The organism is Rhizobium sp. BR 317 (assembly GCF_047445835.1).
Taxonomy (GTDB): domain Bacteria; phylum Pseudomonadota; class Alphaproteobacteria; order Rhizobiales; family Rhizobiaceae; genus Rhizobium; species Rhizobium paranaense.
Map to the genome: position 1 here is coordinate 62282 of NZ_JARWLB010000021.1, position 24553 is coordinate 86834.

A 24553-nucleotide genomic window follows, 5' to 3' on the forward strand; every position below is an offset into this window, starting at 1 on the left:
ACATCATCGGCGGAAACCGTTTATCCAGGGACGGCCTGCGACGCTGAGATGACGACATGGAACGCGCCAAAGCTCCAGCCGTCAAAGAGCAACCTGATGACCGGGTGAGATCTCCACATAATTCAGCGGCTGCATCATGTGGTCCGGCGCACGGATCGGGCTCTTCAGCTCATCGGCCGCGACGCCGAGTTTCAATCTCCGCCGCGCCGGATCGGGAACGGGCACCGCTGACATCAGCTTCTTGGTATAGGGGTGCTGCGGGTTTTCGAACACTGCTTGGCGCGGCCCGATCTCGACGATTTCGCCGAGATACATCACCGCGACCCGGTGGCTGACGCGCTCGACGACAGCCATATCATGCGAGATGAACAGGAAGGCGAGGTTCAGGCTTTGCTGCAGGTCGAGCAGCAGGTTGATGACCTGTGCCTTGATCGAGACGTCGAGGGCGGAAACACTCTCGTCGGCGATGATCACTTTGGGATCGAGGGTGAGCGCCCGGGCAATGCAGATGCGCTGACGCTGCCCGCCGGAAAACTCGTGCGGGTAGCGCGTCGCCATATCTGGCGAGAGGCCGACCTTCACCAGGAGATCGGTGACCTTGTCGCGGGCTTCCTTCGCCGTTCCCATCCTATGTTCGAGATAGGGTTCGGCGACGGCAGCGCCGATCGTCATGCGCGGATTGAGGCTCGCGAAGGGGTCCTGAAAGATCATCTGCACCTTGCGGCGCATATCCCGCAATCCCTTGCGATCAAGGGCCAGCATCTCCTCGCCGTCGACGAGCACGGAGCCGCTTTGCGGCTCGATCAGCCGCATGATGGCGCGGCCCGTCGTTGACTTGCCGCAACCGGATTCGCCGACCAGCGACAGCGTCTCGCCGGCGTGGAGATCAAACGAGACGTTTTCGACCGCGTGCACCCTGCCCTGTAGCCGGCCGAAAAGGCCGGAATGAATGTCGAACCGTTTGCAGAGGTTCTTCACCTGCAGCACGGGCCTTTGTGCGGCCGCGACGGTGTCAGCCGCCTCTGTCAGCGGCTCCACCTGGCCGGTCTCGCTGTTGACGACCGGAAACCGCAGGGGACGCTCGTGTCCCTTCATCGAGCCGAGCACGGGAACGGCCGAAAGCAGCGCCCGCGTATAAGTATGCTTGGCGCGGAAGAATATCTCGGTGGTCTCGCCCGTCTCGACCTGCTCGCCGCGATACATGACGATGGTGCGATCGGCGATCTCGGCGACGACGCCCATGTCGTGGGTAATGAAGAGGACGGATGTTCCCTGCTCTTCCTGCAGCATTTTGATGAGATCGAGGATTTGTCCCTGAATGGTGACATCTAGCGCCGTCGTCGGTTCATCGGCGATCAGCAGCTTCGGCCGCGAGGCCAGCGCCATGGCGATCATCACGCGTTGGCGCATGCCGCCGGAAAAGCGGTGCGGATATTCGTCGAAGCGCGAGGCGGCCGACGGAATGCGCACGCGCTCCAGAAGCCGGATCGTCTCTATCTTCGCCTCCGCCTTGGAGATATCGCCGTGGCAGAGCAGCGCCTCGGAAATCTGGTCCCCGATGGTGAAGAGCGGATTGAGGCTGGTCATCGGCTCCTGAAAGATCATCGCGACATCCTTGCCGCGCACCTTGCGCATCTCGCTTTCCGACAACGCCAGAATGTCCCGCCCGCCAAGCGTGATGCGGCCAGTGATCCGGCTCATGTCCTGCTGCAACAGCCGCATGATGGACAGCGACGTGACGCTCTTGCCGGAACCGGATTCGCCGACGATCGCCACGGTTTCCCCTGGCACTACGGTGAAAGACACGTCACGCACCACAGGCTTCCAAGCGCCTTCCACCAGGAAGGAGGTCATCATTCCCTCTACCGAGAGTACGGGTTCGGCGATCTGTGAAGTCTGCGCGTCGCTACTGGCCATCATCGTCCCCTTGTTCACCGCCTCAATCCGGCCAGCGCAACAGACCATCGAAACGGCGACGGCTGCGATCTTCCAAGGACGTGGCGATGATCTCGTTGGAGGCTTGCGCCTTGTCGAGCTCTTCACCGATCCGGGCCGCCACGATCACCTCCTCGCCCGGATGCAGATTGCAGGGATCGAGGTAGAAGTAATTGTGCTCAACCTCGTGATCGCGAACGATGATCGGCGGGGTTCCTCGCGCTAGGGCGTCGGCCAGATCCCAGGCGGTGATATGGGCCTCGCGAGCATCGATGGTAAGACGCAGCCGGTCGAGCGGATTGTTGGTCGGATCGGGCTCGATCACGGCTTTGACGCCGGGGCGGCCGTCGAACCGGTCGCGCCAGAGATGGAGATAGCCGCTCTCGCGCTCGCGGATGCCGTCATGGTCGCGCGTTTCCCAGGCTTCGAGTGCCGCCATGACGCCGAAGATGCTTTCCTTGCCGACCTTCATGCCGCGGCCGATGCCGAGGTTCTGCAGGAAAGTGTTGCGCACCATGTCCTTGCGTCCCGCGACAATGCCCGACGTTGGGCCGCCGAGGAATTTGTGGCCGGAGTAGAGAACGAGATCCGCTCCCTGCTCCAGGAAAATACGCAGATCATATTCGGAGGCCGCATCGACAATGACCGGCACGCCCTTGGCATGGGCGATCTCGCAGAATTCGTTGAGGCTCAGCATGCCGTAACCGACAACATGATGCGAAACGACATAAAGTGCGGCTGCCGTCTTTTCGGTGATCGCGCCTTCGAGATGATGTCTGTATGTCGAGGTCGCCTGACCGATCAACACGACCTTGCCGCCTGCAAGCCGCACCGCCTGGTCGACCGGCGCGCCATAGCTCACCACATGTCCCATCTGAACGATGACTTCATTCTTATCGCCACGCACGTCCGGCAAACGCTCGATCGCGGCAAGATCGTTCCCAGTAATGGCGGCGGCGACTGCCAGGCTGATGCCCGCCGAGCACGAGGCCGTGACGAAACCCGCCTCGCCGCCGGTCAGCCGCGCGATGACCGTACTTGCCTTGCGCTGCAGATCGTTGATCTCGACGAATTGCGGCAGGATGGAACCCATTGCCGCAATCGCCTGCGGAACGACGATCGATGCGCCAAGGCTCGTCATCGTGCCCGAAACATTGATGACGGGGCGAAGTCCGACGGACGGACGAATGTCTTCATTCGGCATGGGATCTCCAGATTTTTTTGCTGCTGACCGGTGCTTGCAGTACCGAGCCATCGACAGCTATGCCATAATTATGTAACAAACCACCGATTTGAACGGGAGTTCGGTTTTTGGACGTAAAGACATCACCCATGGGCTACTCCGAGACCGAGACGGCCAATGAAAACCAAGGCGATGCCGTTAAGGGACCGCGGCGCTCGCGCGTCAGCGGCATCGACCGAGCGATGCAGGTCATCGATTATCTCTACGAAACCGGCGCGCCCTGCGGTGTCTACGCTGTTGCCAAGGCGATCGGCGCACCGCTCTCGACCGTCTACGTCATCGTCGACGATCTCGTTGAGAAGAACCTTCTCAGCCGCAATGCCGACGGCACGATCTGGCTCGGCGCCCGTCTTTACCACTACGGTCTCGCCTACGCACGATCGCTCGATTTCATGAGCGTCGCCACCCATGAAATGCACGATCTCTGCCGTCAGGCCGGCGAAACCGTTCAAGTCTGCGGCCGCGACGGCGACCATATGCTGGTTCTCGCCATGGCCGACGGCCCAAGCCATTTCCAGGTCGCCTCGCGCGTCGGCACGCGGGTGCCGCTCAACTGGACGGCGTCCGGCCGCCTGCTCGTCGGCCACCTGCCGGAAGAGGAACGCATCGCGCTTTTCCGGCACTGCGCGCGCACCTCTCCGACCGGCCGCGCCGATGTCGATCCCGTGACGCTGTCGACGGCTGCGGCAAAAGCGCTGGAATCCCGCCTGTCGATCCAGGCGGGCGAATCCGATTACGCGGTCGCCTGCATTGCGTCGCCCATCTGCGATCGAGACGGCCAGTGCGTTGCCACCATCTCCATCGTTCTGCCGGAGCAGAAGGCCTTTTCCGACGAAGGCCACTATGTCGCGCAGGTTCGAAGCTCGGCGGAGAAGATCGAAAGACTGATGGGCTGGCGCGGTCATTGATGTCCTGTCCTTCCGTCAGCCGTGCAACGCTACGATTGCTTCGATCTCGACCGTGATATTGCCCGGCAATGAGCCGAAGCCGACAGCCGAGCGGGCATGTTGGCCGGCCGCTCCGAAAACCTCGATGAACAGGTCGGAGCAGCCGTTGATGACGCTTGGATGATCGGCAAAATCGGGTGTGGCGTTGACCATGCCCAAAAGCTTCACCACCCGCTTGACGCGTTTGAGATCGCCGAGCGCATCCTGCATGACGGCCAGCAGATTGATGCCTGTCAGCCGCGCATGGCCATAGGCCTGTTCGATGCCGACCTCGGCGCCGACCTTGCCGAAATGCAGGGTGCCGTCGGCCTCACGCGGACCCTGGCCGGATAGGTAAAGCATGTTGCCTTCGAGAACATGCGTCACGAAATTGGCAATCGGCGGCGGCGGTGGCGGCAGCGCGATGCCGAGGGTGGAGAGGCGCTCATAGGGCGAACCCGATGCGCTCTCGGCTGTGGCTGAAGACTGGTTCACACAAACTCCTGTCGTACAATCATAAAATTTCGAAGATCGGCTAATGGCTGTGACCATGGGGCGTCAGCTTTCGCGCCCGCGGGATGTAACGGCTCGCGGCAAAGGCTTCAGCGCCGATGACCGCGTAACGCGGTTCGAAAAGCTGTTTCAACATGGCGGTATCGCCCATCGAATCCACCGCCTCGATATCGGACTCGACAACATCGAAGATCGTGAATTCCGCCCGTTCTCCGACCGCAAGCCGATTGATGAGCGGCAGCTTGATGGCCGAGGCCGGCGCATGCGTGACCGCTTCGATCACCTTCTCGAAAGGCATGCCGACCGACAGTAGCTTCGACATGGTCGTCGCGAGATCCCAGACCGGGAAATTCAGTGATCGGTTATGCAGATCGGTGGAGATCGAGAATGGCAGAAGCCCGCGCTTGATGGCTGCCTCTGCGACACGGAAGGAGAAGGACGCGCCGCCATGGCCGATATCGAGACGGATGCCCTCGCCGGCGCAGCGCTCGGCGAGATCGAAGAGATCCTCATCCTCGATGAGGCTGCTGCCGGCCTTGCCATTGAAGCAATGCGTGATGATATCGCCGGGCCCGAGAACCTCCAGCACCTCGTCATAGAGTGCCGGCGGTTCGCCGACATGCACCATCATCGGGATCTCCAATATCTTGGCGATCTTCTTGCCGAGCTTGACGGGCGTGATCCCCCAGGAGCCGGTGATGACGTGGCTCGCACGCACCTTGATGCCGACAATATGCTCGCTGTTGTCGGCATAGACCTGGAGCATGCGGTCGAAATCGATCGAGCGGATGTCTATCAATTCGCTGACGCGATTGCAGGCAACGAGGCCGATCGAGCCGAGATTGAGGAACGCCTTGATGCGTTCGCGCGCCGGCTCGATGATGTATTCGCGGAAACCATGGAAATTCGCTTCGCCCGCCGAGCCGGCGTCGACCAGCGTCGTCACACCCCGCTCGACGCCGCATTCCGATGGGCGGAGGGAAATGTCGGTCCCGCCATGCCAGATATGGACGTGCAGGTCGACCCAGCCCGGCGACATCCAGGCGCCCTTGCCATCGATCCTTTCGACGTCGGCCGAGACGGCAAGCGACGGCCCGACTTCGGCGATGCGCCCGTCCGCGCCGATCAGCACGTCGGTGACGCTGCCGGATGTCGACTGCCCGAGAGCCATCGGCTTGACGTTGGCGATCAGCAACGGCCGTTTCGGTTCATATCCGGAAGACATGAGCTACAAGTCCTTTCGAAGTCTGGGATCGAGAATGTCGCGCAATCCGTCGCCGACCATCTGCAGCGACAGGACGGAGAGGATGATGGCGAAGCCCGGGAACAGCGTCATCCAATTGGCCTGGTCAAGATATTGCCGGCCGGCGGCAATCATCGTTCCCCAGGTCGGAATATCCGGGCTCACGCCAAGGCCAAGGAAGGAAAGACCGGCTTCGGCGAGCATGGCGTTGGCAAACAGGAAGGTGCCTTGCACCAGGATTGGCGAGAGCAGGTTTCTGAGCACATGCCGCGTCATGATATGCAGCGTCGAAATGCCGAGCGCGCGTGCCGCCTCCACATAGGGCAGTTCTCGGATCACCAGCGTCGAAGCCCGAACGATGCGTGCCAGTCGCGGCGCGTAGACGATGCTGAGCGCGACGATGACTGTCGTCAGCGATGGCCCCAAGGCCGCGACCAGCGCGATCGCCAGCAGGATATCGGGAAAGGCCATCATTGCATCGACCAGCCGGGCGATCGGCGTGTCCAATTGCTTAAAGAAGCCAGCGAGCAGGCCAAGCGTGACGCCGATGACCGCCGCCAGCGCGACGACCGCGCCACCGACGAGCAATGACAGGCGACCGGCATAGATGGTGCGGGTGAAGACGTCACGACCGAACTCATCGGTGCCAAAGAGATGAAGGAAGCTTGGTGGCTTCAGCCTGTTGACGATGGAAAGCTTGGCCGGTGCAAAGGGCGCAATCAGCGGCGCGAAGACAGCGAGCAGCACGAAAATCGTCAGCACGGCGACGCCGAAGACGACCGTCTTGCGCTTAAAGAGACGCCTGGCGAATTTGCGGCGCTCGGCGCCGGCGGAGATTTGTGATACAGCGGCCATCAGTAGCGCACCCTCGGATCGACCAGCAGATAAAGCATGTCGATCGCAAAATTGATCAGCACATAGAGCCCGGCAATGACGAGCAGTGCGCCCTGGATCACCGGATATTCGCGCCGAAGCACGGCAGACACCACGAGATTGCCAATGCCGGGCAGGCTGAAGATGGTCTCTGTTACTACCGCGCCGGAAATCAGCACCGCGGCGGTCAGCCCGATGACAGTGAGGATCGGGATGAGCGCGTTTTTCAGCGCATGCTTCAGGATGACCTTGCGCTCGACGAGACCTTTTGCCCGTGCCGTGCGGATATAATCGTCGCCAAGCACATCCAGCATCGAGGCGCGGGTGAAGCGCAGGATCAGTGCCGAGGAAACGACGCCGAGCACGATCGAGGGTAGTGCCAGGTGATACATCCGATCCACGAAGGACGAACCCGGCCCGCCATATCCGGAGACGGGAAAGATGCCGTGGCGGACGGCGAAGGACTGAATGAGGATGAGGCCGAGCCAGAAGCTCGGAATGCTGGCGGCAAGCATGGCAAGCGCCGTCGCCGCCTGGTCAAACAGTGAGCCACGGCGATAGGCGGAATAAATGCCGATCGGCAGGGCGATAACGCTGGCGATAACAAGCGAAAATACGGTCAGAAAGAAGGTTGGTTCGGCGCGCTCGACCAGCGCCGAAGTTACAGGCTCGTTGAGAAAGATCGATTGGCCGAGATCGCCCCGCAAAAGCTGGCCGAAGTAATAGAGATATTGCAGGGCGAGCGGCTGATCGAGACCGAGCCGTGCTCTGAGGCTTGCGATGTCCTGCGCGGTCGCATCCGGACCGAGCATGACGGCGGCCGGATCGCCGGGGGTGACGCGCACGATCACGAAGACGATCGTCACCACCAGGAACATCACAACGATCATGCCGAAGAGGCGCTGAAGGATATAGCGTATCATGTCTTGTCCGATCCTCCGGCCGCTTCCGTCGCGGCCGGAATGACGAGCCTATGGCTGCTACTTCTTGATCGACGCGTTCCAGAAATACGGCCAAGGCGCAGCCTCGACCCCTTCCAGCTTCTTCGATTTGGCAGCCAGCGCATTGAAGTCGCCAATCTTGATCATCGGCACTTCGTCGTAGATCACCTTCTGGACATCAGCCCACGCCGCCTGGCGCTGGCCGGCATCAACGGCGGAATTGAAGGCATCGACGGCGGTCTTTCGGGCCGGCGTGTCCCACCAACCAGGTGAACTCGTCGACATCTGCCCCATCAGAGCCGGCTCGGGCAGGAAGGGGCTATGGGTGATATAGATGTCCCACAGCTTCGGATCGGCACGGCGTTGCGTGAGTGTCGCCCAATCGACCACCTGCATGTCGACATTGAAGCCGGCTTGCTTCAGATATTCGGCGGCAACCTGCGCCATCTTGTAGTGGAATTCATACTGCCGGCTGGTGAGGATACGCAGCGGCTCGCCGTTATAGCCCGCCTTCTTCAGCAGTGCGCCCGCGGCCTCGGGATCGGCGACGTTATAGGCGCCGTTCGTGCCGGCATCCGTATTCCAGGCATAGGATTTCGGATAAAGAGCGGCATCGAGCGAATAGAAATCGGTGCTGCCGAAAGCGGCGGCAAGCATGTCCTCCATGCTGAGCGCGGTGCGCACCGCCTTGCGGATATCGACATTCTTGGTGATGCCGTTCGCCGTATTGAAGACAAAGACCGGATAGCCGAAGGGCTTCAGCATGACCGGCTCGGACGCAGTCGAGCCTTTCACGCGGTCGAAGGATTCGACCGATAGCGAGTCGACATAATCATATTGACCGGCAACCGCCGCCTCGACACGGGTGTTGGCGTCGGGAACGGGCACGAAACGGATTTCATCGAGATATTGGTGCCGGGCGCCACCATAACCATCGGCTTCACCGCTGCGGGACTTATACCCATCGAAGCGCACCAACTGAATATATTGGTCGGCCTTGCGCTCTTTCAGCATATAGGGACCGGTGCCGATGAAGGCAGTCATCGGGTCTTCCTGATGCGTGGCCGGAATGATGACCGCGGCCGAATTGTTGAAGGCGAGCAGCGAAAGCAGCGGCGCATAGGGCTGCTTCAATACGATCTTGACCGTCGAGGGATCGACCGCCGAGATATTGTCAATCATCGCCGCCGTCTGCTTGCCGCGGGAAGCGATTTTGGTCCAGCGATTGAGCGAGGCAACGACATCCTCCGAAGTCATCTCGCTGTTGTCGTGGAACTTGATACCGGTGCGAAGCTTGATCGTATAGGTTTTACCGTCGCCGCTGATGTCAGGCATGCCCTCGGCCAGAAGCGGCGTCACCTTCCAATTCTTGTCGAAGGTAAAAAGTGTTTCGAAAATATGCTGCGAAACGATGCCGACCAAATCGGCCGTCGACGCCATCGGGTCCAATGTCGGCGGCTCGCCGATCGTCGCGACATTGATCACGCCACCCTTTTCCTGCGCCAGAAGCGCCGATGGCATGATGAAAAGAGCAGCTCCCAGAAGAAAGGCAAATTTGTTTCGCACGATATCATCCCCTTATTTATTCCGCTATTACGGAATATTAAATGTTATAATGGAATGATAGCGGTGGGGTGAACGATGTCAATACGGCGGGGATATTACGAGAGCCCGTCTTGCTGACAGGCGCGGCGGCAATGCACGCCAACCTCGAGACCGATTACAGCGGTCTTCGAAAGCATCATCTGTTGTAAAAAGCCGGCGGCGCTGCGTTGAAGCAGAAATGTCGAACATGCGGCAAAGTATGAGCCGTCAATCGCAATGAGCGGGATACGCAGACCATCGGAATGCATCACCGCGAAAGTGCTCGCCAATGAAGGGCGAACAAAAGTCGTGCTGGCCGGCTCCTGCTAAAAACAAAGCCGACCAGACTTGCTTATCAGACTAAAGTGTCAAAAACGCTGACGGTGGGAGCTGAAGAGCGGCAGCGATCCGCCTCAACTTGGCTGGATCTATATCGTCGCCGTCCTCGATGTGGACGATCTCTTCGTTGGCGAGACCACAGGTCACCGCCAGATCCTCGATACTGTAGCCCACGGTTTCGCGGGCCGCTTTTACACGCGCCGCCACATCGTCCGCCTGCACGGGTTCCGTTTGAACCTCATTGAAATTATTGAGTGAAATGGACATATCGTCTCCTTCTCTGCATAGATTCTTGCGAATTCTTTTTGTGAGTTTCGGGACAGGCTCCCGTTAAGGCGCCGATAACCTTTTATTTCAGCATTGTAATATGAACAAGCGCAAATCGTCGCATCGCGCCGGCCGAGCTTGTGGCCGCGCGGAAACGCTGTGCATCAATGCCGAGGCTCACAGCCTACGGCAGATGATCAAATAACGGATAGTTAACGGATTTTTCCCCGATCACAGAGCGCACGCCAACAGCAGTGAAGGGTCGTGACTCCGCGTATCTTTATCGCAAATATCTGTGAATATGGAGGGGTAAGAAGGCGAATTCCTGCACGAAGAAAGGCGGGACGGCTTGCGTTTTCAAACAAGCCATCGCCGATTCGCTTGGTAGCGACATCTGATCGGTGCCGCCAAAGGTGAAGGTCTAGCCCTTGGACTTGGACGTGCGACTTGGCCGGCGAACAGCTCTCACCTTGCCGCTGCCTCCGCCACCGCAGAAGAACTGATCGCCGCCATCGGACTCCAGTCCCGACACGCCCACGCCAGCCGGCATGTCGAGCCTCTCCAGCACCTTTCCCGTTTCGGGATCGATCCGTCTCACATCGCTCTCGTCACCTTCCCAGGTGCCGTGCCAAAGTTCGCCGTCAACCCAGGTAACCCCGGTCACGATGCGGTTGGACTCGATTGTGCGGAGGATAGCCCCGGTTTGCGGATCGATTTGATGGATCTTCCGGCCCCGATGCTGCCCGACCCAGAGCGTGCCCTCGGCCCATGCGAGCCCTGAGTCACCGCCGTTGCCTGGCGCCGGGATCGTGGCGAGCACGTTGCCGGTCTTCGGATCGATTTTGTGGATGCGATCCTCAGCGATCTGAAAGAGATGCTGGCCGTCGAAGGCTGTCCCCGCATGCGAGGCAACCTCGATCGAGCGCAGCACCTGCTCTCCGTTTGCCGGATCGAAGGCGTTCAACTTGTCTCCGGAGGCAAACCAGACGTGCTGGCCGTCGAAGGTGACGCCATTCACACGGTCGGCGCCCGGAAAAGGTCCATATTCACGAAGAATTTCGGCTTGAGATCGTTTCATGCTGTCATCCTATTCGTTCGGCAGAGGACCGGGGAGTAACAAGATTGTCGGGAACCCGAGAACGGGTGGCGTCATCCAGCGGCGTGCCCTGCCAAGGCCCAAGGACTGTACCTTACCAGCTTCCGCAAGCTGTTCGAGAGCTCGCTGTACCGTGCGCGGGCTCGCTCCAAGCGCAATCGCCAGCGCCGAGCTCGACCAGGACTCGCCGTCGGCGAGAAAGGCGAGCAGCGCCGCATGCTGCTCTTCGACGGGCGGCGCCAGTACCGCGACCTCGCGTGAGCGGCGCGGCACCAACGCAAAGCCTCGTTTCGTCGCCTTGACATCCGCCAGCGTCCGCACCTCTGCGCGAAGCCGCCCCATTTCGACACGCAGCCGCGCGCGATGCGATTCATCGGCATGTTTCGCCCGGAAGGCGCGCGCGAGGAGCGTACTCCGCGGCACGTCTCCGGGCCAGGCTTCACCAAGTACACGGGCAAGCGTGAACAGGACCGGGCGGGTCGCCAGCGAAACGACCGCCTCGGCGTTGCGCACGACATTCCGGCACGCGTCCACCACCAGCGTCCCCGACTCCAGGAGTGTTTCCACCTCCTCAAGCAGAAGCGGGCGTTCCTCGTCACGCAGGATCAGCCGTGCCGCCGTCGTGTTCAGGACGAGGGAAGCGCTTTCGACCTCCGCCGTCAGCGCCGGGATATCCGCCGCGCGCGCGGCCTGCCCAGCCCGCGTGAGCGCCGCGCGGGCAGCCTTCGTCCGCAAGCGGCGAATAGCTATTCCGGCAACCACCAGCTCGTGCGCAGCCCTCGAGGCGGGAGGGAGCGGTGCCGGGTCAAGCTCGGCAAGCACACTTTCAGCCTCATCGAGATGGCCGATCAACAGCAGGCGCCGGACTTCGAGATTGCGTGCATGCGCGGCATTCATGCGATCGCCATGCGCTTCGAGCGTTGCCCGCGCTGTAGAAAGCGCCTTGGCAGGCCAGGTGAGGTCGCGCGAGACGAGCGCGATCTCGGCTTCGGCAACGATACACCGCGCGCGGGCCATGGCCTCCTTCGGCCCGAAGGCGCGCGCAGCACGCTTGAGGAGCGCCTTTGCCCGGCTGAGATCGCCGAGTTGGGCCATCGCGATGCCCCTGAGCGCGAGGGCCGGCGCGTCATCGCGCAGGGCAACCCGCTTCAACGCGCCGAGAGGATCGCCGCCCGCCAGAGCACGTGCCGCAGCGGTGATCATCGAGTCCATCGAAATCCCGTCAAACTTGTAACTCCCATCATTTCGATAGCCGGGCGTAGTTTACTCGCGACCACCAAACAGCCCGTCGCATCTTGAATGATACGACGGCAGATAGCCAAGGGAGAAAAATCATGACTACACACGCGACCGGAACACGTCAGGAATGGCTGGCAGCAAGGCTTAACCTCCTCGCGGATGAAAAGGCGCTGACACGGCAGAGCGACGAATTGGCACTGCGCCGGCAAGCCCTTCCCTGGGTACGGATCGACAAGGACTATCGTTTCGAGACGGAGAATGGCAGCGCCTCGCTCAGCGATCTCTTCAAGGGACGCTCACAGCTCCTCGTCTACCACTTCATGTTCGGCCCCGACTATACTGCCGGCTGCCCGTCTTGCTCCTCGATCGCGGATGGGTTCAACGGCTTCTTCGTTCATCTCGAAAACCACGATGTTGCCTTCTCGGCGATATCGCGCGCACCACTGGCGAAGCTGCAGGCATTCAAGCAGCGCATGGGCTGGACCTTCCCCTGGGCGTCCTCATTCGGCAGCGATTTCAATAGCGACTTCAGCGTCTGCTTCAGCGAAGAACAGCAGCGCGAAGGCGGCATTGAATATAATTTCCGCCGCGAGGCGCCTCTACCTCAGCCTCTCGCAAGCAAGACCGTTCAGGGATGCGAAGCGTGCGGCAGCGAGGAACCAGTGACGCAGATGGCAGCTATGACCGGGACCGACGCCGCCACATTTACGCGCGAAAGGCCGGGCGTCAGCGCGTTCGTGCTCGATGACGGCGTCGTTTATCACACCTATTCCAGCTATGCGCGCGGGCTCGACGGCCTCTGGGGCATGTACCAATGGCTCGACCGTGCCCCCAAGGGACGCAACGAGAATGGGATCTGGTGGCGCCATCATGACCGGTACGGCCGGAGCTGACATTCCCATGCCTACTCAACCCAACCCTTTTCCCGCCGGCAGCGGATCTGCCGGCGACGCTGCCGCCATCGGCATCACTCACTGGCTGTCCCTCGCCGCAGCGCCGACATTCGGGATCATGGCGCTGCTGACAGCCACTATGGGCAATGCCGATATGATCTGCTCCACCATGCAGGGGGCCTCACCATTCGGCGGAATGGTTCCGATGTACCTGCTCATGAGCGTCTTCCATATCGCGCCCTGGCTGAGACTTCTGTCCCGCCAACGAAGCGGTGCACGCCGGTCCTAAGCCGGCGTTCGCCATGCAGATCACCACCATGGGAGCCAGTTGCTCCCGCCCCCGGCAATTCCAAACCTGCGATGCGCGATTACCGACTCGTAAAGATTGGATTCAATCTTTTTTGGTAATTCTCCATTAGCAATTCATGTCGGCGGGTGTCCGACTGCATGGATTCTGCGGTCGACTGTGGTTTTGCGTGCGGGTTCATATGCGTCTAACGGCTGTCTCAGCAATCTTTCTCACCTCTTTGATCTTGTCGGCATGCGCCGCCAGTTCCGGTCCGGAAGACGTCATGGCCGTCGCGCCGCCGTCGCAGGAGACGACCAATTCCATCACCCGCTCGAGCGGGCCTGTGCCATCCGCCGAGGTGGGCAACGCCGCTGCGCAGGTAACAAGCCAGCAGCAGCAAGCGCAGGCATGGACGGAACCGGACCCGCGGCCGCAGGCGTTCCTGCCCACAGCCAAGACCGATAGCGTACCGATCCCCTCGGAAAAACCGGTTGCTCTGCTCATGCCGGTGAACCCCGTGATCAGCGCGGCTCCGCAAACGCGGATGCAAATCTACAGCCGTCGTTTCCGCGACGCCAAACCCATCAACTTCGGCAGTTCCTCGCCGAGAAAACTCGCCGTGCATGGCGTCGACGTTTCGCGCTGGCAGGGCGAAATCGATTGGGAGAAATTGCAGACGCAGGGTGCGAACTTCGTCTATTTGAAAGCGACCGACGGCGGCGATCACCTCGACCCCATGTTCAAGAAGAACTGGCGCCGGGCCAAGGAGGCCGGACTGAAACGGGGTGCCTATCATTTCTTCTACTGGTGCCGGACAGCCGGCGAACAGGCCGATTGGTTCATTCGCAACGTTCCGAGGGAAGCAGGCGCCCTTCCGCCGGTCATAGACGTCGAGTGGAACGGGGAATCGAGCTGCAAGAGAAAACCCTCGCGCGAGCACGTCCTCGAAAAAATGAAGGTTTTCATGGACAGGCTGGAGCGGTACTACGGCCAGCGCCCGATCATTTATACCGCACCGGATTTCTACCGCGACAACTTGAGAGGCGAATTCGCCGACTATCCCTTCTGGCTGCGCTCGGTGGCCGCGCATCCCTCCCAAGTCTATCCGGGACGGAAATGGCTCTTCTGGCAATATTCCGGCTCCGGTCTCACGCATGGCGTCGAAGGGCGGATCGACCTCAATGCCTTCCACGGCAGTGAGGAGGAATGGCACAACTGGCTAGCGCGTTCGAATTGAGCCGCGAGCCGATCGAGCCTGACTGGCGTTTCCGGTCACTTGCAACTTAAAAACGCAGGCCGCCGGTTTTAGCCTAGCCGCACCCAATCTATGGCTTCGAGCACATAGGGAGCGAAGAGGAAATCTCGGATATCGACGATCCGGTTTTCCGACCAGCCGATTAGCACAAAATGCGCGGGCCTTTCCATCGGGCCGCTGCTGTCGAAGACCAGCATGGCCGGCTGTCCTTCAACCGCGCCGAGGGCGAACCGCCATCTCGTCTCTTCCGCATAGCGCGTGAAATAGACGCCAATCTTTTCGCGCCCTTCCAGCCGCAGCCGGTTCACCAGTTCAAGCTTCACCTCATCTGCAAGCATGGCGCGGATTGCGTCGAAATCGCCGCTTCGAAACAGATCGACATAAGCAGTCATCTTTTGCCGGTCCGAGCTGGACATCAGCGGCAGCCGGATATCTTCGGGCTCTTGCGCCAGTTGCCGCAGCGCAGCTCTCCCGCGCTGAAGCGCCGATTTGGCCGACGCTGCTGAGCACTCCGCGATGTCAGCAATCTCCTCGACGGAATGACCGAGAACATCCTTGAGGATCACCGCGCAGCGCTGAAGTTCGGGCAGCCGCAGAAACGTCTGGAAGCTGATCGCGACGATATCGGCCTCGGCTAAAGGCGCCGCTTCGATGTCTTCGGTGAGCGGAACGACCGCCTTCCGGGACCTTTCGCGCAGGAAATCGAGGCTCGTATTGTGGGCAATGCGAAACAACCAGCCCTCGAGATTATCCACCTCGGCGCCCTCAGCCCGCGCGTGAAGGGCCTTGACGAGGGTATCCTGCAATACATCCTCGCCACTGACGGCCGATCCGGTCATGCGCGCGCAGTAGCGGTGAAGGCGCGGCCGCAGCGCTTTCAGACGATCTTCGAATTCGTCAGTATCCATGTATCAGGCCAAACTGCGCTGCCGCGCTTTGTTCCACTAAGCATTGAAAACAAATGTCGATGAAAATCTTCGACAAACAAAGATGATGAGTCAAACTTCCCGGTTGTCGAAAAGGAACATTTGAACGCCCGAGTCATCCGGCGCAAAAAGCCGGCGATCCGCGCCAGTCGCTTGTCCCTCCGGGCTTGCAAACGCCCTTTCGATCGCCGCAAGGTCGTCGAAATACAGCGTTCCGATCCGATGAATGGCGGCGCTTCCTACAGGCGTCGCGATGGGGCCGTCGTTGACCTCGTATTTCCTGAGACCCGGGATCTTCTTGGCGAGGGGCACGTGAATTTCGAAGTAATGCCGGTCAAATTCCTCGATATTCTTCGGCGTGGGATAAATAACGACCATGCGGGCCATCGAAATTCTCCTTTGTTACTTACATGACGAAAATAACTTGCGTTCACCCCCACCGGGTTTCGCTGAACACTGCCGAGCCCATCATTGAGTCCAGGCTCGCCAGCTCGCTGACCTGCGGGAAATAGGCTTTCATGCGTGGATCGCTGCGCATCGCCTCTACAGATTCGGCGGTCTCCCACTCGGAGTAGATAACGACGCCGGCGCCGTCCTTTGCCGCAATCAGCCGGGTCGTTTTCCAGCCATGGAGCGTGCAGATCACCGTCTCGGTGCTCTGCTTCAAGAGCGCGATCAGCGCATCCTGCTTGCCGGGTTCGACCTTCAGCAAATTGATCAAAATAACGGACTCGTTGGACATGCGATGTCTCCTTTTGTTTCAGACACACCAAGGACGATCCGAAGGGTGAAAACGGATCGCGGCATCGAAAATTTTTTTGAAAATCAACACTGCCAGACGCGGTTCGACGGCCTGTCGCCATGGCCGAAGATGTCGCCATCAGCGACGAACTTGCCGAACACGTATTGCCACAGGCTTCTGCCGCTACATCTAGAAAGCGAAATAATCAGATTGCTCATCCTCGGGCGCTCAGAACATCCGGATAAAATTGTGGGAGAAACAGCCATGGTCGACGAAAAGGAGCTCATCTCGAAAATCACCTGGCGCCTGATGCCCTTTTTGGGGCTCCTGTATCTGGTCGCCTATATCGACCGCCAGAATGTCAGCTTCGCCAAGCTGCAGATGGTCGGTGCTCTCGGGATGAGCGAATATGCCTATGGCCTTGGCGCATCTCTGTTTTTCATCGGCTATTTCATCTTCGAAGTGCCGAGCAACCTGATGCTGGAAAGATTTGGCGCCAGCAGATGGTTTGCCAGAATTCTGGTGTCCTGGGGCATCGTGACGACGCTCCTTGCCTATACGCAGAATGCAACAATGTTCTATATCCTACGCTTCCTCCTCGGCGCCTGCGAGGCAGGCTTCTTCCCGGGCGTTCTCTATCTTCTCACACTCTGGTTTCCGTCGGCCTATCGCGGCACGATGGTCGGGCTGTTCATGATCTTCAGCGCATTCGCCAACGCCGTCGGCGCACCGCTCGGCGGCATGCTGCTCGATCTCGACGGGCTCTACAATATCGCCGGCTGGCAATGGGTCTTCATCGTAACGGGCATTCCGGCCATCATTTTGGGCGTGGTGACCCTCTTCCATCTATCGGACCGGCCGGCGCAGGCGCATTTTCTCACGGACGAGGAAAAGCGCTGGCTGCAGGATAAGCTTGCCTCCGAAAATGCCGGCATGGACAAGAACGCCGATAATGGTTTCAAAGCTCTCGTCGATCCCCGCGTGTTGCTGATGGCGCTCTGCTACATCGCCTTTCCGCTCGCCGCCTATGGCCTCAGCTATTGGCTGCCGACGATCGTGAAAAGCTTCGGTGTCGGCAATACCGAGAACGGATTCCTGAACATCATTCCCTGGATCCTGGTCGCGATCAGCCTCTATATCGTTCCCGCCATGGCGGCAAAGGCGAAATCGAAGACGCCCTATATCGTCATCCCGGCCTTTGTCGGAGCCACATCGCTCCTGCTTTCCGCGCTGATCCCAGACCACAAATTGCAGTTCGCGTTCCTGTCCATCGCCGCCGCGGGCATCTTTTCCGGTCAGCCAGTCTTCTGGAGTCTGCCCTCGCGATTCCTGAAGGGCGCCGGCGCCGCAGCCGGTCTCGCAGCCATCAACTCCGTCGGCAATCTCGGCGGCTTCATCGCCCAGAACGTCGTACCATGGATCAAGGACGCAACCGGAAGCACGATTGCCCCGATGTTCTTCTTAGCCGGATGCCTCGCCATTGGCGGCTTGCTGGTCTTCGTGGTGGAGCAGCAGATATCACGGAGGGAGCGGATCGCCGGGGAAAGCCAGATTGGGACGGCAGCGTCTTAGGAGATAGGGCACTATTTGCGTTTGGGCGCTGGGGTGAAGTCGTGGTGGGCGTCTCGCAGTCGGTCAAGCTCATTCGAATGTGATCCAGGAGACTCCTTGAACCAACCTGCCACCGTGACTGCAGCGATCACCGAAGCGCGCGATTTTCTGCCCATTGATATTGGCGACTGAAGAGCCGTCGACAATGTCGTCATTCGTCGGAACAGTCCTCCCACATGCGGCTTGGGTCCCGGATCGATCATCGGGCATATATGCATGTGGCCTTTTAATGAGACAGGAAACCCCATGATTGACTACTCGCTATTTACCGAAAGCTTTCCTTCGTCGCGCAGAGTTATTTCCGCGAAAAGCGCTCGAACCCTTCTGATTGCAGGGCTCGATCAATCTTTTCGAATACCCCTTCGGTGCGCGATGTAAATCTATCATCGCTGGCATTGAGCAGTTTGGGTTTCGAGCCCTTGTCCGATATACAAAATCCCTCAAATACAATTCCAAGAGAATCGAATATAGCTGCGGTTCCATTATACCAGCCGGGTGCTCCATTCACGCGAGAACTTGCTCGGGTGGAAGTACGAAAACGCCCTTCGCATCAAGATTTGCAAGCTTATGATCAATTGACAGGATTATTTCGACTAGGCGGTCTTTTTCATAGCGCAGCACAAGACCGTGATTTTCGCGGACTTCCGTGACGCTTGTAGAGTCGGGAGAAGCTTCACTATAAAGCTCTAAAAGTGCCTGTTTTTCGATCTCGCTCAAACTATTGCCGAACTGTGCCAGCGTGTCCTGCAATATTGAATCTGGTATTCTGTCAGATCCACTCCGTAACACCTTGCCATAAACTCCCGCATACTTATCAGTCTCCGGTTGAGGCATGCCGAATTTAAGCTCGCCAATTCCCGCCCTGGGGATAATTTGCCAGTGATAGACTGCATCTGCCATTTGAAATCCGCTCAGTGGCAATCCGCGTTCACTATCAAAGATCCATCGGCTTATATTTCGACAAATCCTCACCCATATCCCGAGGTTTGGGTCGCCAGATAATTGTCCTGTCAGCCCGGCTTCCGTCCAAATAGGAAGGGCCATCTTTCGAGACCTTCACGAACTCGAACAAGAATATCAAATTGTTGGCAAAGACGACTTCGTTTTCAAATATGATCGGCCGTTCCCGCAAAGCGGCGGCAAGGTGTTTTATTATGTCTAGCGGGGGTTCGCGAAAAATGAACCGGCCATCGTAATTTAGCTTGTCGGCCCTGATATCGGCCAATATCTGGAAAAGTCCCGTTTCGTCGTATTCCAAAACCAAACCAGTAGCGCGCGCTTCGGTAAGAACGTTTGGCCGCACAAACTCCGCTTGCTTGCCTAATGCCGCTGTAATGTCGCTATCTGGAACCCCCAGGGTTCTTAAAAAGGCAGTCGCCTCATCCTCGGGTATCGGATTGCTATCTCGCGATCCAGTTACAGCACCATAGGCGGCAATAGCGTTAACCGCATTACGGTCCATGCCGAACGATATATTGCCTAGCCCAGTTCTAGGTTTTAGTACCCAGTGAGAGCTGTCATTAGGTTTGATCATCTAATTATCCCATTTGCTTGGAGACAGCGCGCATAAACCATCATCTGAGCGATTGCCTCATCGTATTTTGACGGATCACCAATGGCCTTTGCAACAGCCTTGACATCAAGTACGTCTAAATAAATCGCCTGCATTGTTTGGCCCTCAGCCAATAGAGCCGTTTGTGGCGCATAGGAATCACCATTAACGTTGCCCCCGTATGAGGCTGTCAGAGCATGATCGCTCTTCTCCATTTGAATGGCCGGGCCTACGTTCGGATTGAGCGGTGATTTCGATTTTGCAGGCATATGATGGCTATCAAGCTCGTCGCCCTTTGTTTCAGGCGTTCCCGTCATACAGCCGTGAGCACCACCGCGATACTTACCTTTTCCCTTAATGCCGCAAGCAAATTTGGCACAGGGATTCTGCTCGCAAGTCGCACAGGTAATGGTTTTAGCTTTTGTATCGGCTTTGTCCGCGGCCTTGTCGGCGCCCGTCATTTCCGCGATTTTCTGATCAAGCCAATGACCGGCGCTGGAGCCCACATCCATGCCGGCGGGGACGCCGGTTGTGACTCCGTCAACGGCTCCGTAGGCGCCGCCAACCACAGCGCCAGTCGCCAGACCCGCTGTAGCCCCGGACGGAACTGTTATAACTTCTCCGGGACCGGTTGGTGCTCCGACAACGGCTCCGACGCCGGCGCCAACAACAGCACCCGCCCCGCCACCGACGACGGCACCCTTTACGCCTTGGACTACTCCGTTGCCAACGCCGCCGATGAGACCGCCGACATACTTGCCCACAGTTTCAAAGTTGCCAACTCTCTCGCTTACGAGCCGGTCGCGGATGCTTGGGCCCGCAGATCAGATCCTTTTCTCGGCTGACAGCGACTGGAGTGAAAAACCAATGCGCTTAGCGCGATTGGCGAACATGCCGCCAGCAACATCGGGGCCGCTAAAGCTGAGCGCGGGTGAGGTCAAGGCTATCGAGGATTTGCGAAGCGCGGCAGCGCGGCGACGGCGTATCCTATATCTCAGGGAAACATGTCCCACGGAAACACAGGGCGTATCGACGGAGAGCCTGGAGGAGCACCTTCGGGTCAGTGAACAGACCGGTTCCAAGCTGGGATTGGTCTCGGAGGGTGCGCATTGCCGCTGGGCCTATCTGATGGTCGCCACTCGCGGCCAAATAGCTCAAGCCCCCGAAGTAACGACGTATATTAAGTCCGGCGGCTCTCAACCAGACGACCAGGTGCGCCTTATCATGAAGAGTACCGCACCCCCCATGGGCGCATCCGCCAAAGCGACGACCGGGATTCTCTCGCCAGAATGCGGCAACGTTGCGTTGTAAATATTACCGGCGTCCGGGCCGTCAGATGGCCTCGCACATGCGCTCAAGACAACCATGAGTGCAATTGACGCCAGTCTCCGCATCCCGAATCTCCTCTGGGTAATAAAGGCATGGCAGAAATATCAACCAAAAGGCGGGAGGCAATATGCAAGACGATCAAAAAACAAAATATGACAACTTCGAGCCGGAGGCTGTGACCTATTGGCAACCGCTGTTTGAAGACACGATCTCAGCTTGTGGAAAGTCGGTCGGCTCTCGCCTGCAGAATTTCGGCACCGAGCCATAAAATATCGCGGATCTATTGCGCTCCAAAGGTGGTTTCCACCTTACCGTTTGGTGGCGCCGCCATATATTTATGAACATGACTGCTCGGCGAACGATAGCGCAGTGTTTGAAGCTTTGGCGACGAGTGCCGCCAATCCTCGCCTTGATGCTGGCTCTCGCATCGGCTTTCGGCCTGACCGCTTCTCCGACATTTGCGGCGGAGCGCGTCGCTGTGGTCCTGAAGGTGAATGGTGCCATCGGCCCGGCCACCTCAGACTATATACGGCGCGGTCTTCAGCGTGCCAGCGAAGATGGCGCGACCCTGGTCGTCCTGCAGATCGATACGCCCGGCGGTCTCGACACATCCATGCGAGACATTATCAGGGCGATCCTTGCTTCGCCCGTGCCCGTCGCGGGATTTGTGGCCCCAAGCGGTGCCCGGGCCGCCAGTGCCGGCACCTATATTCTCTATGCGAGCCACATCTCGGCGATGGCGCCGGGCACCAATATCGGCGCGGCCACGCCGATCGCTATCGGCGGCAACCCGTTCGGTAGCGGTTCGGAACCGGACAAGGGAAAATCAGGCGAGCCAGGCAATACACAGGGACAGCCCTCTCGCGACGCCAGCGAAGCGAAAGCGGTCAACGACGCCGTCGCCTATATTCGCGGGCTGGCCGAACTGCGCAACCGCAATGCCGATTGGGCGGAACGGGCAGTGCGGGAAGCCGCGAGCCTTTCTTCGACTGCAGCCGTGCATGAGCACGTCGTCGATTTCACGGCAGATACCATCCAAGACCTCTTGACCCAGGCGCAGGGGCGCACCGTTCGGGTCGGCCAAACGGATGTCCGTCTCGATACCGCCGGCCTTGCCGTTCGCGAATTCGAGCCGGACTGGCGGACGCGCGTACTTTCCGTGATTACCGATCCGAACATCGCGCTCATCCTGATGATGGTCGGGATCTACGGCATAATCTTCGAATTTCTCACCCCGGGGACATTTGTCCCTGGCACGATCGGCGCCATATGCCTGCTGCTCGGCCTCTACGCTCTGGCATTGCTACCGGTGAATTATGCCGGCTTCGGATTGATCGTTCTCGGTGTCGGGTTGACCGTGGCTGAAGCGCATTCGCCATCCTTCGGCGCCCTTGGTATGAGCGGTGGGATCGCGCTTGTGCTCGGCGCAGCCATTCTGTTCGAGACGGATATTCCAGGCTTTGAAGTGTCCTGGTCTGTGTTGGGCGCCATCGCCGTGGCGACCGTTGCCGTCAGCCTCGTCGTCGCCCGACTCGCGATCCTGTCGCGCTGGCGCAAAGTCAGCACCGGCACGGAACAAATGATCGGCATGCCGGGGAAGGTCGATAGCTGGACAGGTGCCGCCGGCTACGTCATCGCGCGTGGCGAACGCTGGAAGGCAGTTTCCTCAGAGCCGCTTACCGCGGGAGACGTTGTTAGAGTGACCGGCCGCAACGGTCTGACGCTTGAGGTGACCCGCAGCACTTGAGAAACTGGCGGCTTTGGGGAAGCAGGAGGAAAAGTCATGGGCATTTTTGCAGATCTCGCCTTCTATCTGGTGGTTATTCTTATCCTGCTGCTCGTCCTCGCGTCTGCGATCAAGATCCTGCGGGAATATGAGCGCGGGGTGGTTTTCACGCTCGGCCGCTTCACCGGCGTCAAGGGACCCGGCCTGTTCCTGCTCGTCCCCTATGTTCAGCAGATGATGCGGGTCGATCTGCGCACAAGGGTGCTCGACGTGCCCGGACAGGATGTGATTTCGCATGACAATGTCTCGGTCCGCGTCAGCGCCGTGATCTATTTCAGGGTCATCGATCCCGAAAGATCGACGATCCAGGTCGAGGACTTCATGATGGCGACAAGCCAACTTGCCCAGACGACGCTGCGCTCTGTACTCGGCAAGCATGACCTTGATGAGATGCTGGCGGAGCGCGACAAGCTCAACAACGACATTCAGGAAATTCTCGACGCCCAGACGGATGCCTGGGGCATCAAAGTGGCCAATGTCGAAATCAAACATGTCGACATCAACGAGTCCATGATCCGCGCGATTGCCCGTCAGGCGGAGGCGGAACGCGAGCGGCGCGCCAAGGTCATCAATGCCGAAGGCGAGCAACAGGCGGCGGCGAAGTTGCTTGAGGCAGCTGAGGTTTTGGCCAAGCAACCGGAAGCCATGCAGCTACGCTACCTGAGCACGCTGAATGTCATCGCCGGCGAAAAGACCTCGACCATCCTATTTCCCTTCCCGATGGAATTCGCCAATCTGCTCCCGCCCAAGACGGACAAGCCATCGCAATAACGCGCTCCAATCTGGCGCTATCGCTAGGCGCGAGCCAGCATCTTCCGCCCCGCAAGGAAATTCTCCATCGCCTTGAAGGAGAAGGCCGAGATGGGCAGCCCTGTGCCGCCTTCCATCGCGAGACCGGCAAGAATTTCTCCGACGACGCTCGTGAATTTGAAGCCATGGCCGGAACAGGGCGAGGCAACGACGACATTTGGCTCGCCGGGCATGAGATCGATCAGAAAATCCTCGCTTGGCAGCATCGTGTAGCGGCAGGTGATTGCATTGACGCGAACGCCGGCAGCGGCCGGTAGGCGCCTGGCGATGAAGCTGTCCAGCAGTGCCTTATCCCTGTCGTTGACGGGCGGGTTTGCCTGGTTCGGATCGATCGACTCCATGAAATGCGCGTGGCGTCCGACCTTGATGCCGTCGACACCGATGGCCGGGAAGCCGAAATAGGAACCCTCATCGCCCTCATCGCGGAGGAAGGCGGGCATGCGATGTGGCTGCATCATGAAGCCGTCGCGCGGTTGATACCAGGCGACGACCTGGCGGATCGGATTGGCATGCTCCCGCAACTGCGGCACCAGTTCGGCGATCCACGAACCGGTCGAAACGATCACCTTACTGGCGCGATAGCGGCCAACAGCAGACGAAATCGTCACGCCGGCATCATCGGGCTCGATTGCCGTCACCTTCTCGCCGAAATGCAGGACCGCCCCATCCTCCGCCGCGAGCTTCAGATAGCCCATCACAGCCGTTTCCGGACGGAGATAGCCACCCTGCGGGTCGAGCAGCGCCATCTCGTCTTCGTCCAGCGCGAAGGCTGGAAAACGCGTCCCCATCGCCCTCCGATCCAGCTCCTCATAGGGCAGATGGTGCAGTTTGCAGGAAGCCCGCGTGCCGCTGACGATCTTGCTGTCCGGCTTGCCGATCTGCAGCACGCCGGTGATCGTCAGGATGTCGGCGCGCAGCCGCGCTTCCAGTGCCCGCCAGTTTTCATAGGCGCGCTGCAGCAACGGCACATAGGACGGGTCTTCGAAATAACCGAGGCGGATCAGCCGGCTGTCGCCGTGCGATGAACTGAGCGCATGGGCGGGAAAGTGGGCATCGATGCCGATCGTCTTGACGCCGCGCGCCGAAAGAAAGGAAATTGCCGCACTCCCCATGGCGCCGAGGCCGATGACGGCAACGTCGAACTGAGCGGTCATAAAACTA

General features: G+C 59.4%; 26 protein-coding genes. 8 read left to right on the forward strand and 18 right to left on the reverse strand.

What is annotated here, in order from left to right; genetic code table 11:
* Window positions 1–81 precede the first annotated feature (81 nt).
* Together QD357_RS26045 and QD357_RS26050 are read right to left on the reverse strand one after the other, a co-directional pair.
* On the reverse strand, window positions 82–1917 hold the full coding sequence (locus tag QD357_RS26045; protein WP_414125350.1) for a dipeptide ABC transporter ATP-binding protein: 1836 nt from the start codon (window positions 1915–1917) through the stop codon (window positions 82–84).
* Window positions 1918–1939: 22 nt separating this feature from the next.
* The gene (locus QD357_RS26050; RefSeq protein ID WP_414125351.1) at window positions 1940–3139 is read right to left on the reverse strand and encodes an aminotransferase class V-fold PLP-dependent enzyme; all 1200 of its coding nucleotides are present in this window, start codon (window positions 3137–3139) and stop codon (window positions 1940–1942) included.
* Between the two features lie 128 nt (window positions 3140–3267).
* Here QD357_RS26050 and QD357_RS26055 point away from each other — a divergent pair, with 128 nt between their 5' ends.
* Window positions 3268–4086, forward strand: coding sequence for an IclR family transcriptional regulator (locus QD357_RS26055; protein ID WP_183938311.1), 819 nt, complete (start codon window positions 3268–3270; stop codon window positions 4084–4086).
* A gap of 15 nt (window positions 4087–4101) precedes the next feature.
* Here the strand turns inward: QD357_RS26055 and QD357_RS26060 are convergent, their stop codons facing one another.
* From QD357_RS26060 to QD357_RS26095, 8 genes are all read right to left on the reverse strand, one after another.
* The gene (locus tag QD357_RS26060; protein WP_414125352.1) at window positions 4102–4599 is read right to left on the reverse strand and encodes a RidA family protein; all 498 of its coding nucleotides are present in this window, start codon (window positions 4597–4599) and stop codon (window positions 4102–4104) included.
* A gap of 40 nt (window positions 4600–4639) precedes the next feature.
* The gene (locus QD357_RS26065; protein WP_414125353.1) at window positions 4640–5842 is read right to left on the reverse strand and encodes an amidohydrolase/deacetylase family metallohydrolase; all 1203 of its coding nucleotides are present in this window, start codon (window positions 5840–5842) and stop codon (window positions 4640–4642) included.
* Between the two features lie 3 nt (window positions 5843–5845).
* On the reverse strand, window positions 5846–6715 hold the full coding sequence (locus QD357_RS26070) for an ABC transporter permease (RefSeq protein ID WP_414125354.1): 870 nt from the start codon (window positions 6713–6715) through the stop codon (window positions 5846–5848).
* Window positions 6715–7656 carry an ABC transporter permease gene (locus tag QD357_RS26075; RefSeq protein ID WP_414125355.1) on the reverse strand — a complete coding sequence of 314 codons (942 nt, stop codon included), beginning with the start codon at window positions 7654–7656 and terminating at the stop codon, window positions 6715–6717. The genes QD357_RS26070 and QD357_RS26075 overlap by 1 nt, the downstream gene beginning before the upstream one ends.
* Before the next feature lie 57 nt (window positions 7657–7713).
* Window positions 7714–9195 (reverse strand): ABC transporter substrate-binding protein, encoded by a 1482-nt coding sequence (locus QD357_RS26080; RefSeq protein ID WP_414125370.1) that lies wholly within the window; start codon window positions 9193–9195, stop codon window positions 7714–7716.
* A gap of 423 nt (window positions 9196–9618) precedes the next feature.
* Window positions 9619–9864, reverse strand: coding sequence for a helix-turn-helix domain-containing protein (locus QD357_RS26085; protein WP_183938277.1), 246 nt, complete (start codon window positions 9862–9864; stop codon window positions 9619–9621).
* Between the two features lie 421 nt (window positions 9865–10285).
* Window positions 10286–10942, reverse strand: a complete 657-nt coding sequence (locus QD357_RS26090; RefSeq protein WP_414125356.1) for a glutamine cyclotransferase — start codon at window positions 10940–10942, stop codon at window positions 10286–10288.
* A 9-nt stretch (window positions 10943–10951) separates the two neighbouring features.
* Window positions 10952–12172 (reverse strand): helix-turn-helix domain-containing protein, encoded by a 1221-nt coding sequence (locus QD357_RS26095; RefSeq protein ID WP_414125357.1) that lies wholly within the window; start codon window positions 12170–12172, stop codon window positions 10952–10954.
* Window positions 12173–12294: 122 nt separating this feature from the next.
* Between QD357_RS26095 and QD357_RS26100 the strand changes: the two genes are divergently transcribed.
* The 3 genes from QD357_RS26100 to QD357_RS26110 all read left to right on the forward strand — a co-directional run bounded on the left by QD357_RS26100 (window position 12295) and on the right by QD357_RS26110 (window position 14618).
* Window positions 12295–13092 carry a DUF899 domain-containing protein gene (locus tag QD357_RS26100; RefSeq protein ID WP_414125358.1) on the forward strand — a complete coding sequence of 266 codons (798 nt, stop codon included), beginning with the start codon at window positions 12295–12297 and terminating at the stop codon, window positions 13090–13092.
* A gap of 7 nt (window positions 13093–13099) precedes the next feature.
* Window positions 13100–13381: a hypothetical protein gene (locus QD357_RS26105; RefSeq protein WP_414125359.1), complete on the forward strand. Its 282-nt coding sequence runs from the start codon at window positions 13100–13102 to the stop codon at window positions 13379–13381.
* Between the two features lie 199 nt (window positions 13382–13580).
* A complete protein-coding gene (locus QD357_RS26110; protein ID WP_183938281.1) occupies window positions 13581–14618 on the forward strand; it encodes a GH25 family lysozyme in 1038 nt (345 codons plus the stop codon).
* 68 nt (window positions 14619–14686) lie between these two features.
* Here the strand turns inward: QD357_RS26110 and QD357_RS26115 are convergent, their stop codons facing one another.
* The 3 genes from QD357_RS26115 to QD357_RS26125 form a co-directional block, all read right to left on the reverse strand.
* On the reverse strand, window positions 14687–15544 hold the full coding sequence (locus QD357_RS26115) for a sigma-70 family RNA polymerase sigma factor (protein WP_414125360.1): 858 nt from the start codon (window positions 15542–15544) through the stop codon (window positions 14687–14689).
* A 90-nt stretch (window positions 15545–15634) separates the two neighbouring features.
* The gene (locus QD357_RS26120) at window positions 15635–15949 is read right to left on the reverse strand and encodes an EthD family reductase (protein WP_414125361.1); all 315 of its coding nucleotides are present in this window, start codon (window positions 15947–15949) and stop codon (window positions 15635–15637) included.
* A gap of 43 nt (window positions 15950–15992) precedes the next feature.
* Entirely contained in the window at window positions 15993–16304 is a 312-nt protein-coding gene (locus QD357_RS26125; protein ID WP_183938284.1) for a putative quinol monooxygenase, read from the reverse strand.
* Between the two features lie 264 nt (window positions 16305–16568).
* Between QD357_RS26125 and QD357_RS26130 the strand changes: the two genes are divergently transcribed.
* The gene (locus QD357_RS26130; RefSeq protein WP_414125362.1) at window positions 16569–17876 is read left to right on the forward strand and encodes an MFS transporter; all 1308 of its coding nucleotides are present in this window, start codon (window positions 16569–16571) and stop codon (window positions 17874–17876) included.
* 69 nt (window positions 17877–17945) lie between these two features.
* Here the strand turns inward: QD357_RS26130 and QD357_RS26135 are convergent, their stop codons facing one another.
* The 4 genes from QD357_RS26135 to QD357_RS26150 all read right to left on the reverse strand — a co-directional run bounded on the left by QD357_RS26135 (window position 17946) and on the right by QD357_RS26150 (window position 19979).
* Window positions 17946–18125, reverse strand: coding sequence for a PAAR domain-containing protein (locus QD357_RS26135; protein WP_414125364.1), 180 nt, complete (start codon window positions 18123–18125; stop codon window positions 17946–17948).
* Between the two features lie 294 nt (window positions 18126–18419).
* A complete protein-coding gene (locus QD357_RS26140) occupies window positions 18420–18815 on the reverse strand; it encodes a hypothetical protein (protein WP_183938287.1) in 396 nt (131 codons plus the stop codon).
* 34 nt (window positions 18816–18849) lie between these two features.
* Window positions 18850–19449 carry a hypothetical protein gene (locus tag QD357_RS26145; RefSeq protein ID WP_210318853.1) on the reverse strand — a complete coding sequence of 200 codons (600 nt, stop codon included), beginning with the start codon at window positions 19447–19449 and terminating at the stop codon, window positions 18850–18852.
* A complete protein-coding gene (locus QD357_RS26150) occupies window positions 19446–19979 on the reverse strand; it encodes a hypothetical protein (RefSeq protein WP_414125365.1) in 534 nt (177 codons plus the stop codon). The genes QD357_RS26145 and QD357_RS26150 overlap by 4 nt, the downstream gene beginning before the upstream one ends.
* Window positions 19980–20923: 944 nt before the next feature.
* On the opposite strand from QD357_RS26150, the gene QD357_RS26155 reads away from it, so the two are divergent.
* The 3 genes from QD357_RS26155 (at window position 20924) to QD357_RS26165 (ending at window position 23353) form a co-directional block, all read left to right on the forward strand.
* The gene (locus QD357_RS26155; protein WP_183939787.1) at window positions 20924–21064 is read left to right on the forward strand and encodes a hypothetical protein; all 141 of its coding nucleotides are present in this window, start codon (window positions 20924–20926) and stop codon (window positions 21062–21064) included.
* A 123-nt stretch (window positions 21065–21187) separates the two neighbouring features.
* Window positions 21188–22543, forward strand: coding sequence for an NfeD family protein (locus QD357_RS26160; protein WP_414125366.1), 1356 nt, complete (start codon window positions 21188–21190; stop codon window positions 22541–22543).
* Window positions 22544–22579: 36 nt separating this feature from the next.
* Window positions 22580–23353, forward strand: coding sequence for a slipin family protein (locus QD357_RS26165; RefSeq protein ID WP_183939785.1), 774 nt, complete (start codon window positions 22580–22582; stop codon window positions 23351–23353).
* A gap of 23 nt (window positions 23354–23376) precedes the next feature.
* Here the strand turns inward: QD357_RS26165 and solA are convergent, their stop codons facing one another.
* Window positions 23377–24546 carry an N-methyl-L-tryptophan oxidase gene (solA, locus tag QD357_RS26170; protein WP_414125367.1) on the reverse strand — a complete coding sequence of 390 codons (1170 nt, stop codon included), beginning with the start codon at window positions 24544–24546 and terminating at the stop codon, window positions 23377–23379.
* Window positions 24547–24553 lie beyond the last annotated feature (7 nt).

Excerpts from the sequence above, each read along its gene's own strand:
- QD357_RS26145 (WP_210318853.1), bottom strand. The coding sequence starts at position 19,449 with ATGATCAAACCTAATGACAGCTCTCACTGGGTACTAAAACCTAGAACT.
- QD357_RS26120 (WP_414125361.1), bottom strand. The coding sequence starts at position 15,949 with ATGGCCCGCATGGTCGTTATTTATCCCACGCCGAAGAATATCGAGGAA.
- QD357_RS26080 (WP_414125370.1), bottom strand. The coding sequence starts at position 9,195 with ATGCCATCGGCGCTTCTGGCGCAGGAAAAGGGTGGCGTGATCAATGTC.
- QD357_RS26115 (WP_414125360.1), bottom strand. The coding sequence starts at position 15,544 with ATGGATACTGACGAATTCGAAGATCGTCTGAAAGCGCTGCGGCCGCGC.
- QD357_RS26075 (WP_414125355.1), bottom strand. The coding sequence starts at position 7,656 with ATGATACGCTATATCCTTCAGCGCCTCTTCGGCATGATCGTTGTGATG.
- QD357_RS26065 (WP_414125353.1), bottom strand. The coding sequence starts at position 5,842 with ATGTCTTCCGGATATGAACCGAAACGGCCGTTGCTGATCGCCAACGTC.
- QD357_RS26050 (WP_414125351.1), bottom strand. The coding sequence starts at position 3,139 with ATGCCGAATGAAGACATTCGTCCGTCCGTCGGACTTCGCCCCGTCATC.
- QD357_RS26130 (WP_414125362.1), top strand. The coding sequence starts at position 16,569 with ATGGTCGACGAAAAGGAGCTCATCTCGAAAATCACCTGGCGCCTGATG.
- QD357_RS26140 (WP_183938287.1), bottom strand. The coding sequence starts at position 18,815 with ATGGCAGATGCAGTCTATCACTGGCAAATTATCCCCAGGGCGGGAATT.
- QD357_RS26100 (WP_414125358.1), top strand. The coding sequence starts at position 12,295 with ATGACTACACACGCGACCGGAACACGTCAGGAATGGCTGGCAGCAAGG.
- QD357_RS26150 (WP_414125365.1), bottom strand. The coding sequence starts at position 19,979 with ATGGATGTGGGCTCCAGCGCCGGTCATTGGCTTGATCAGAAAATCGCG.
- QD357_RS26095 (WP_414125357.1), bottom strand. The coding sequence starts at position 12,172 with ATGGACTCGATGATCACCGCTGCGGCACGTGCTCTGGCGGGCGGCGAT.
- QD357_RS26045 (WP_414125350.1), bottom strand. The coding sequence starts at position 1,917 with ATGGCCAGTAGCGACGCGCAGACTTCACAGATCGCCGAACCCGTACTC.
- QD357_RS26135 (WP_414125364.1), bottom strand. The coding sequence starts at position 18,125 with ATGCCCGATGATCGATCCGGGACCCAAGCCGCATGTGGGAGGACTGTT.
- QD357_RS26125 (WP_183938284.1), bottom strand. The coding sequence starts at position 16,304 with ATGTCCAACGAGTCCGTTATTTTGATCAATTTGCTGAAGGTCGAACCC.
- solA (WP_414125367.1), bottom strand. The coding sequence starts at position 24,546 with ATGACCGCTCAGTTCGACGTTGCCGTCATCGGCCTCGGCGCCATGGGG.
- QD357_RS26090 (WP_414125356.1), bottom strand. The coding sequence starts at position 10,942 with ATGAAACGATCTCAAGCCGAAATTCTTCGTGAATATGGACCTTTTCCG.
- QD357_RS26105 (WP_414125359.1), top strand. The coding sequence starts at position 13,100 with ATGCCTACTCAACCCAACCCTTTTCCCGCCGGCAGCGGATCTGCCGGC.
- QD357_RS26110 (WP_183938281.1), top strand. The coding sequence starts at position 13,581 with ATGCGTCTAACGGCTGTCTCAGCAATCTTTCTCACCTCTTTGATCTTG.
- QD357_RS26070 (WP_414125354.1), bottom strand. The coding sequence starts at position 6,715 with ATGGCCGCTGTATCACAAATCTCCGCCGGCGCCGAGCGCCGCAAATTC.
- QD357_RS26055 (WP_183938311.1), top strand. The coding sequence starts at position 3,268 with ATGGGCTACTCCGAGACCGAGACGGCCAATGAAAACCAAGGCGATGCC.
- QD357_RS26165 (WP_183939785.1), top strand. The coding sequence starts at position 22,580 with ATGGGCATTTTTGCAGATCTCGCCTTCTATCTGGTGGTTATTCTTATC.
- QD357_RS26085 (WP_183938277.1), bottom strand. The coding sequence starts at position 9,864 with ATGTCCATTTCACTCAATAATTTCAATGAGGTTCAAACGGAACCCGTG.
- QD357_RS26155 (WP_183939787.1), top strand. The coding sequence starts at position 20,924 with ATGCAAGACGATCAAAAAACAAAATATGACAACTTCGAGCCGGAGGCT.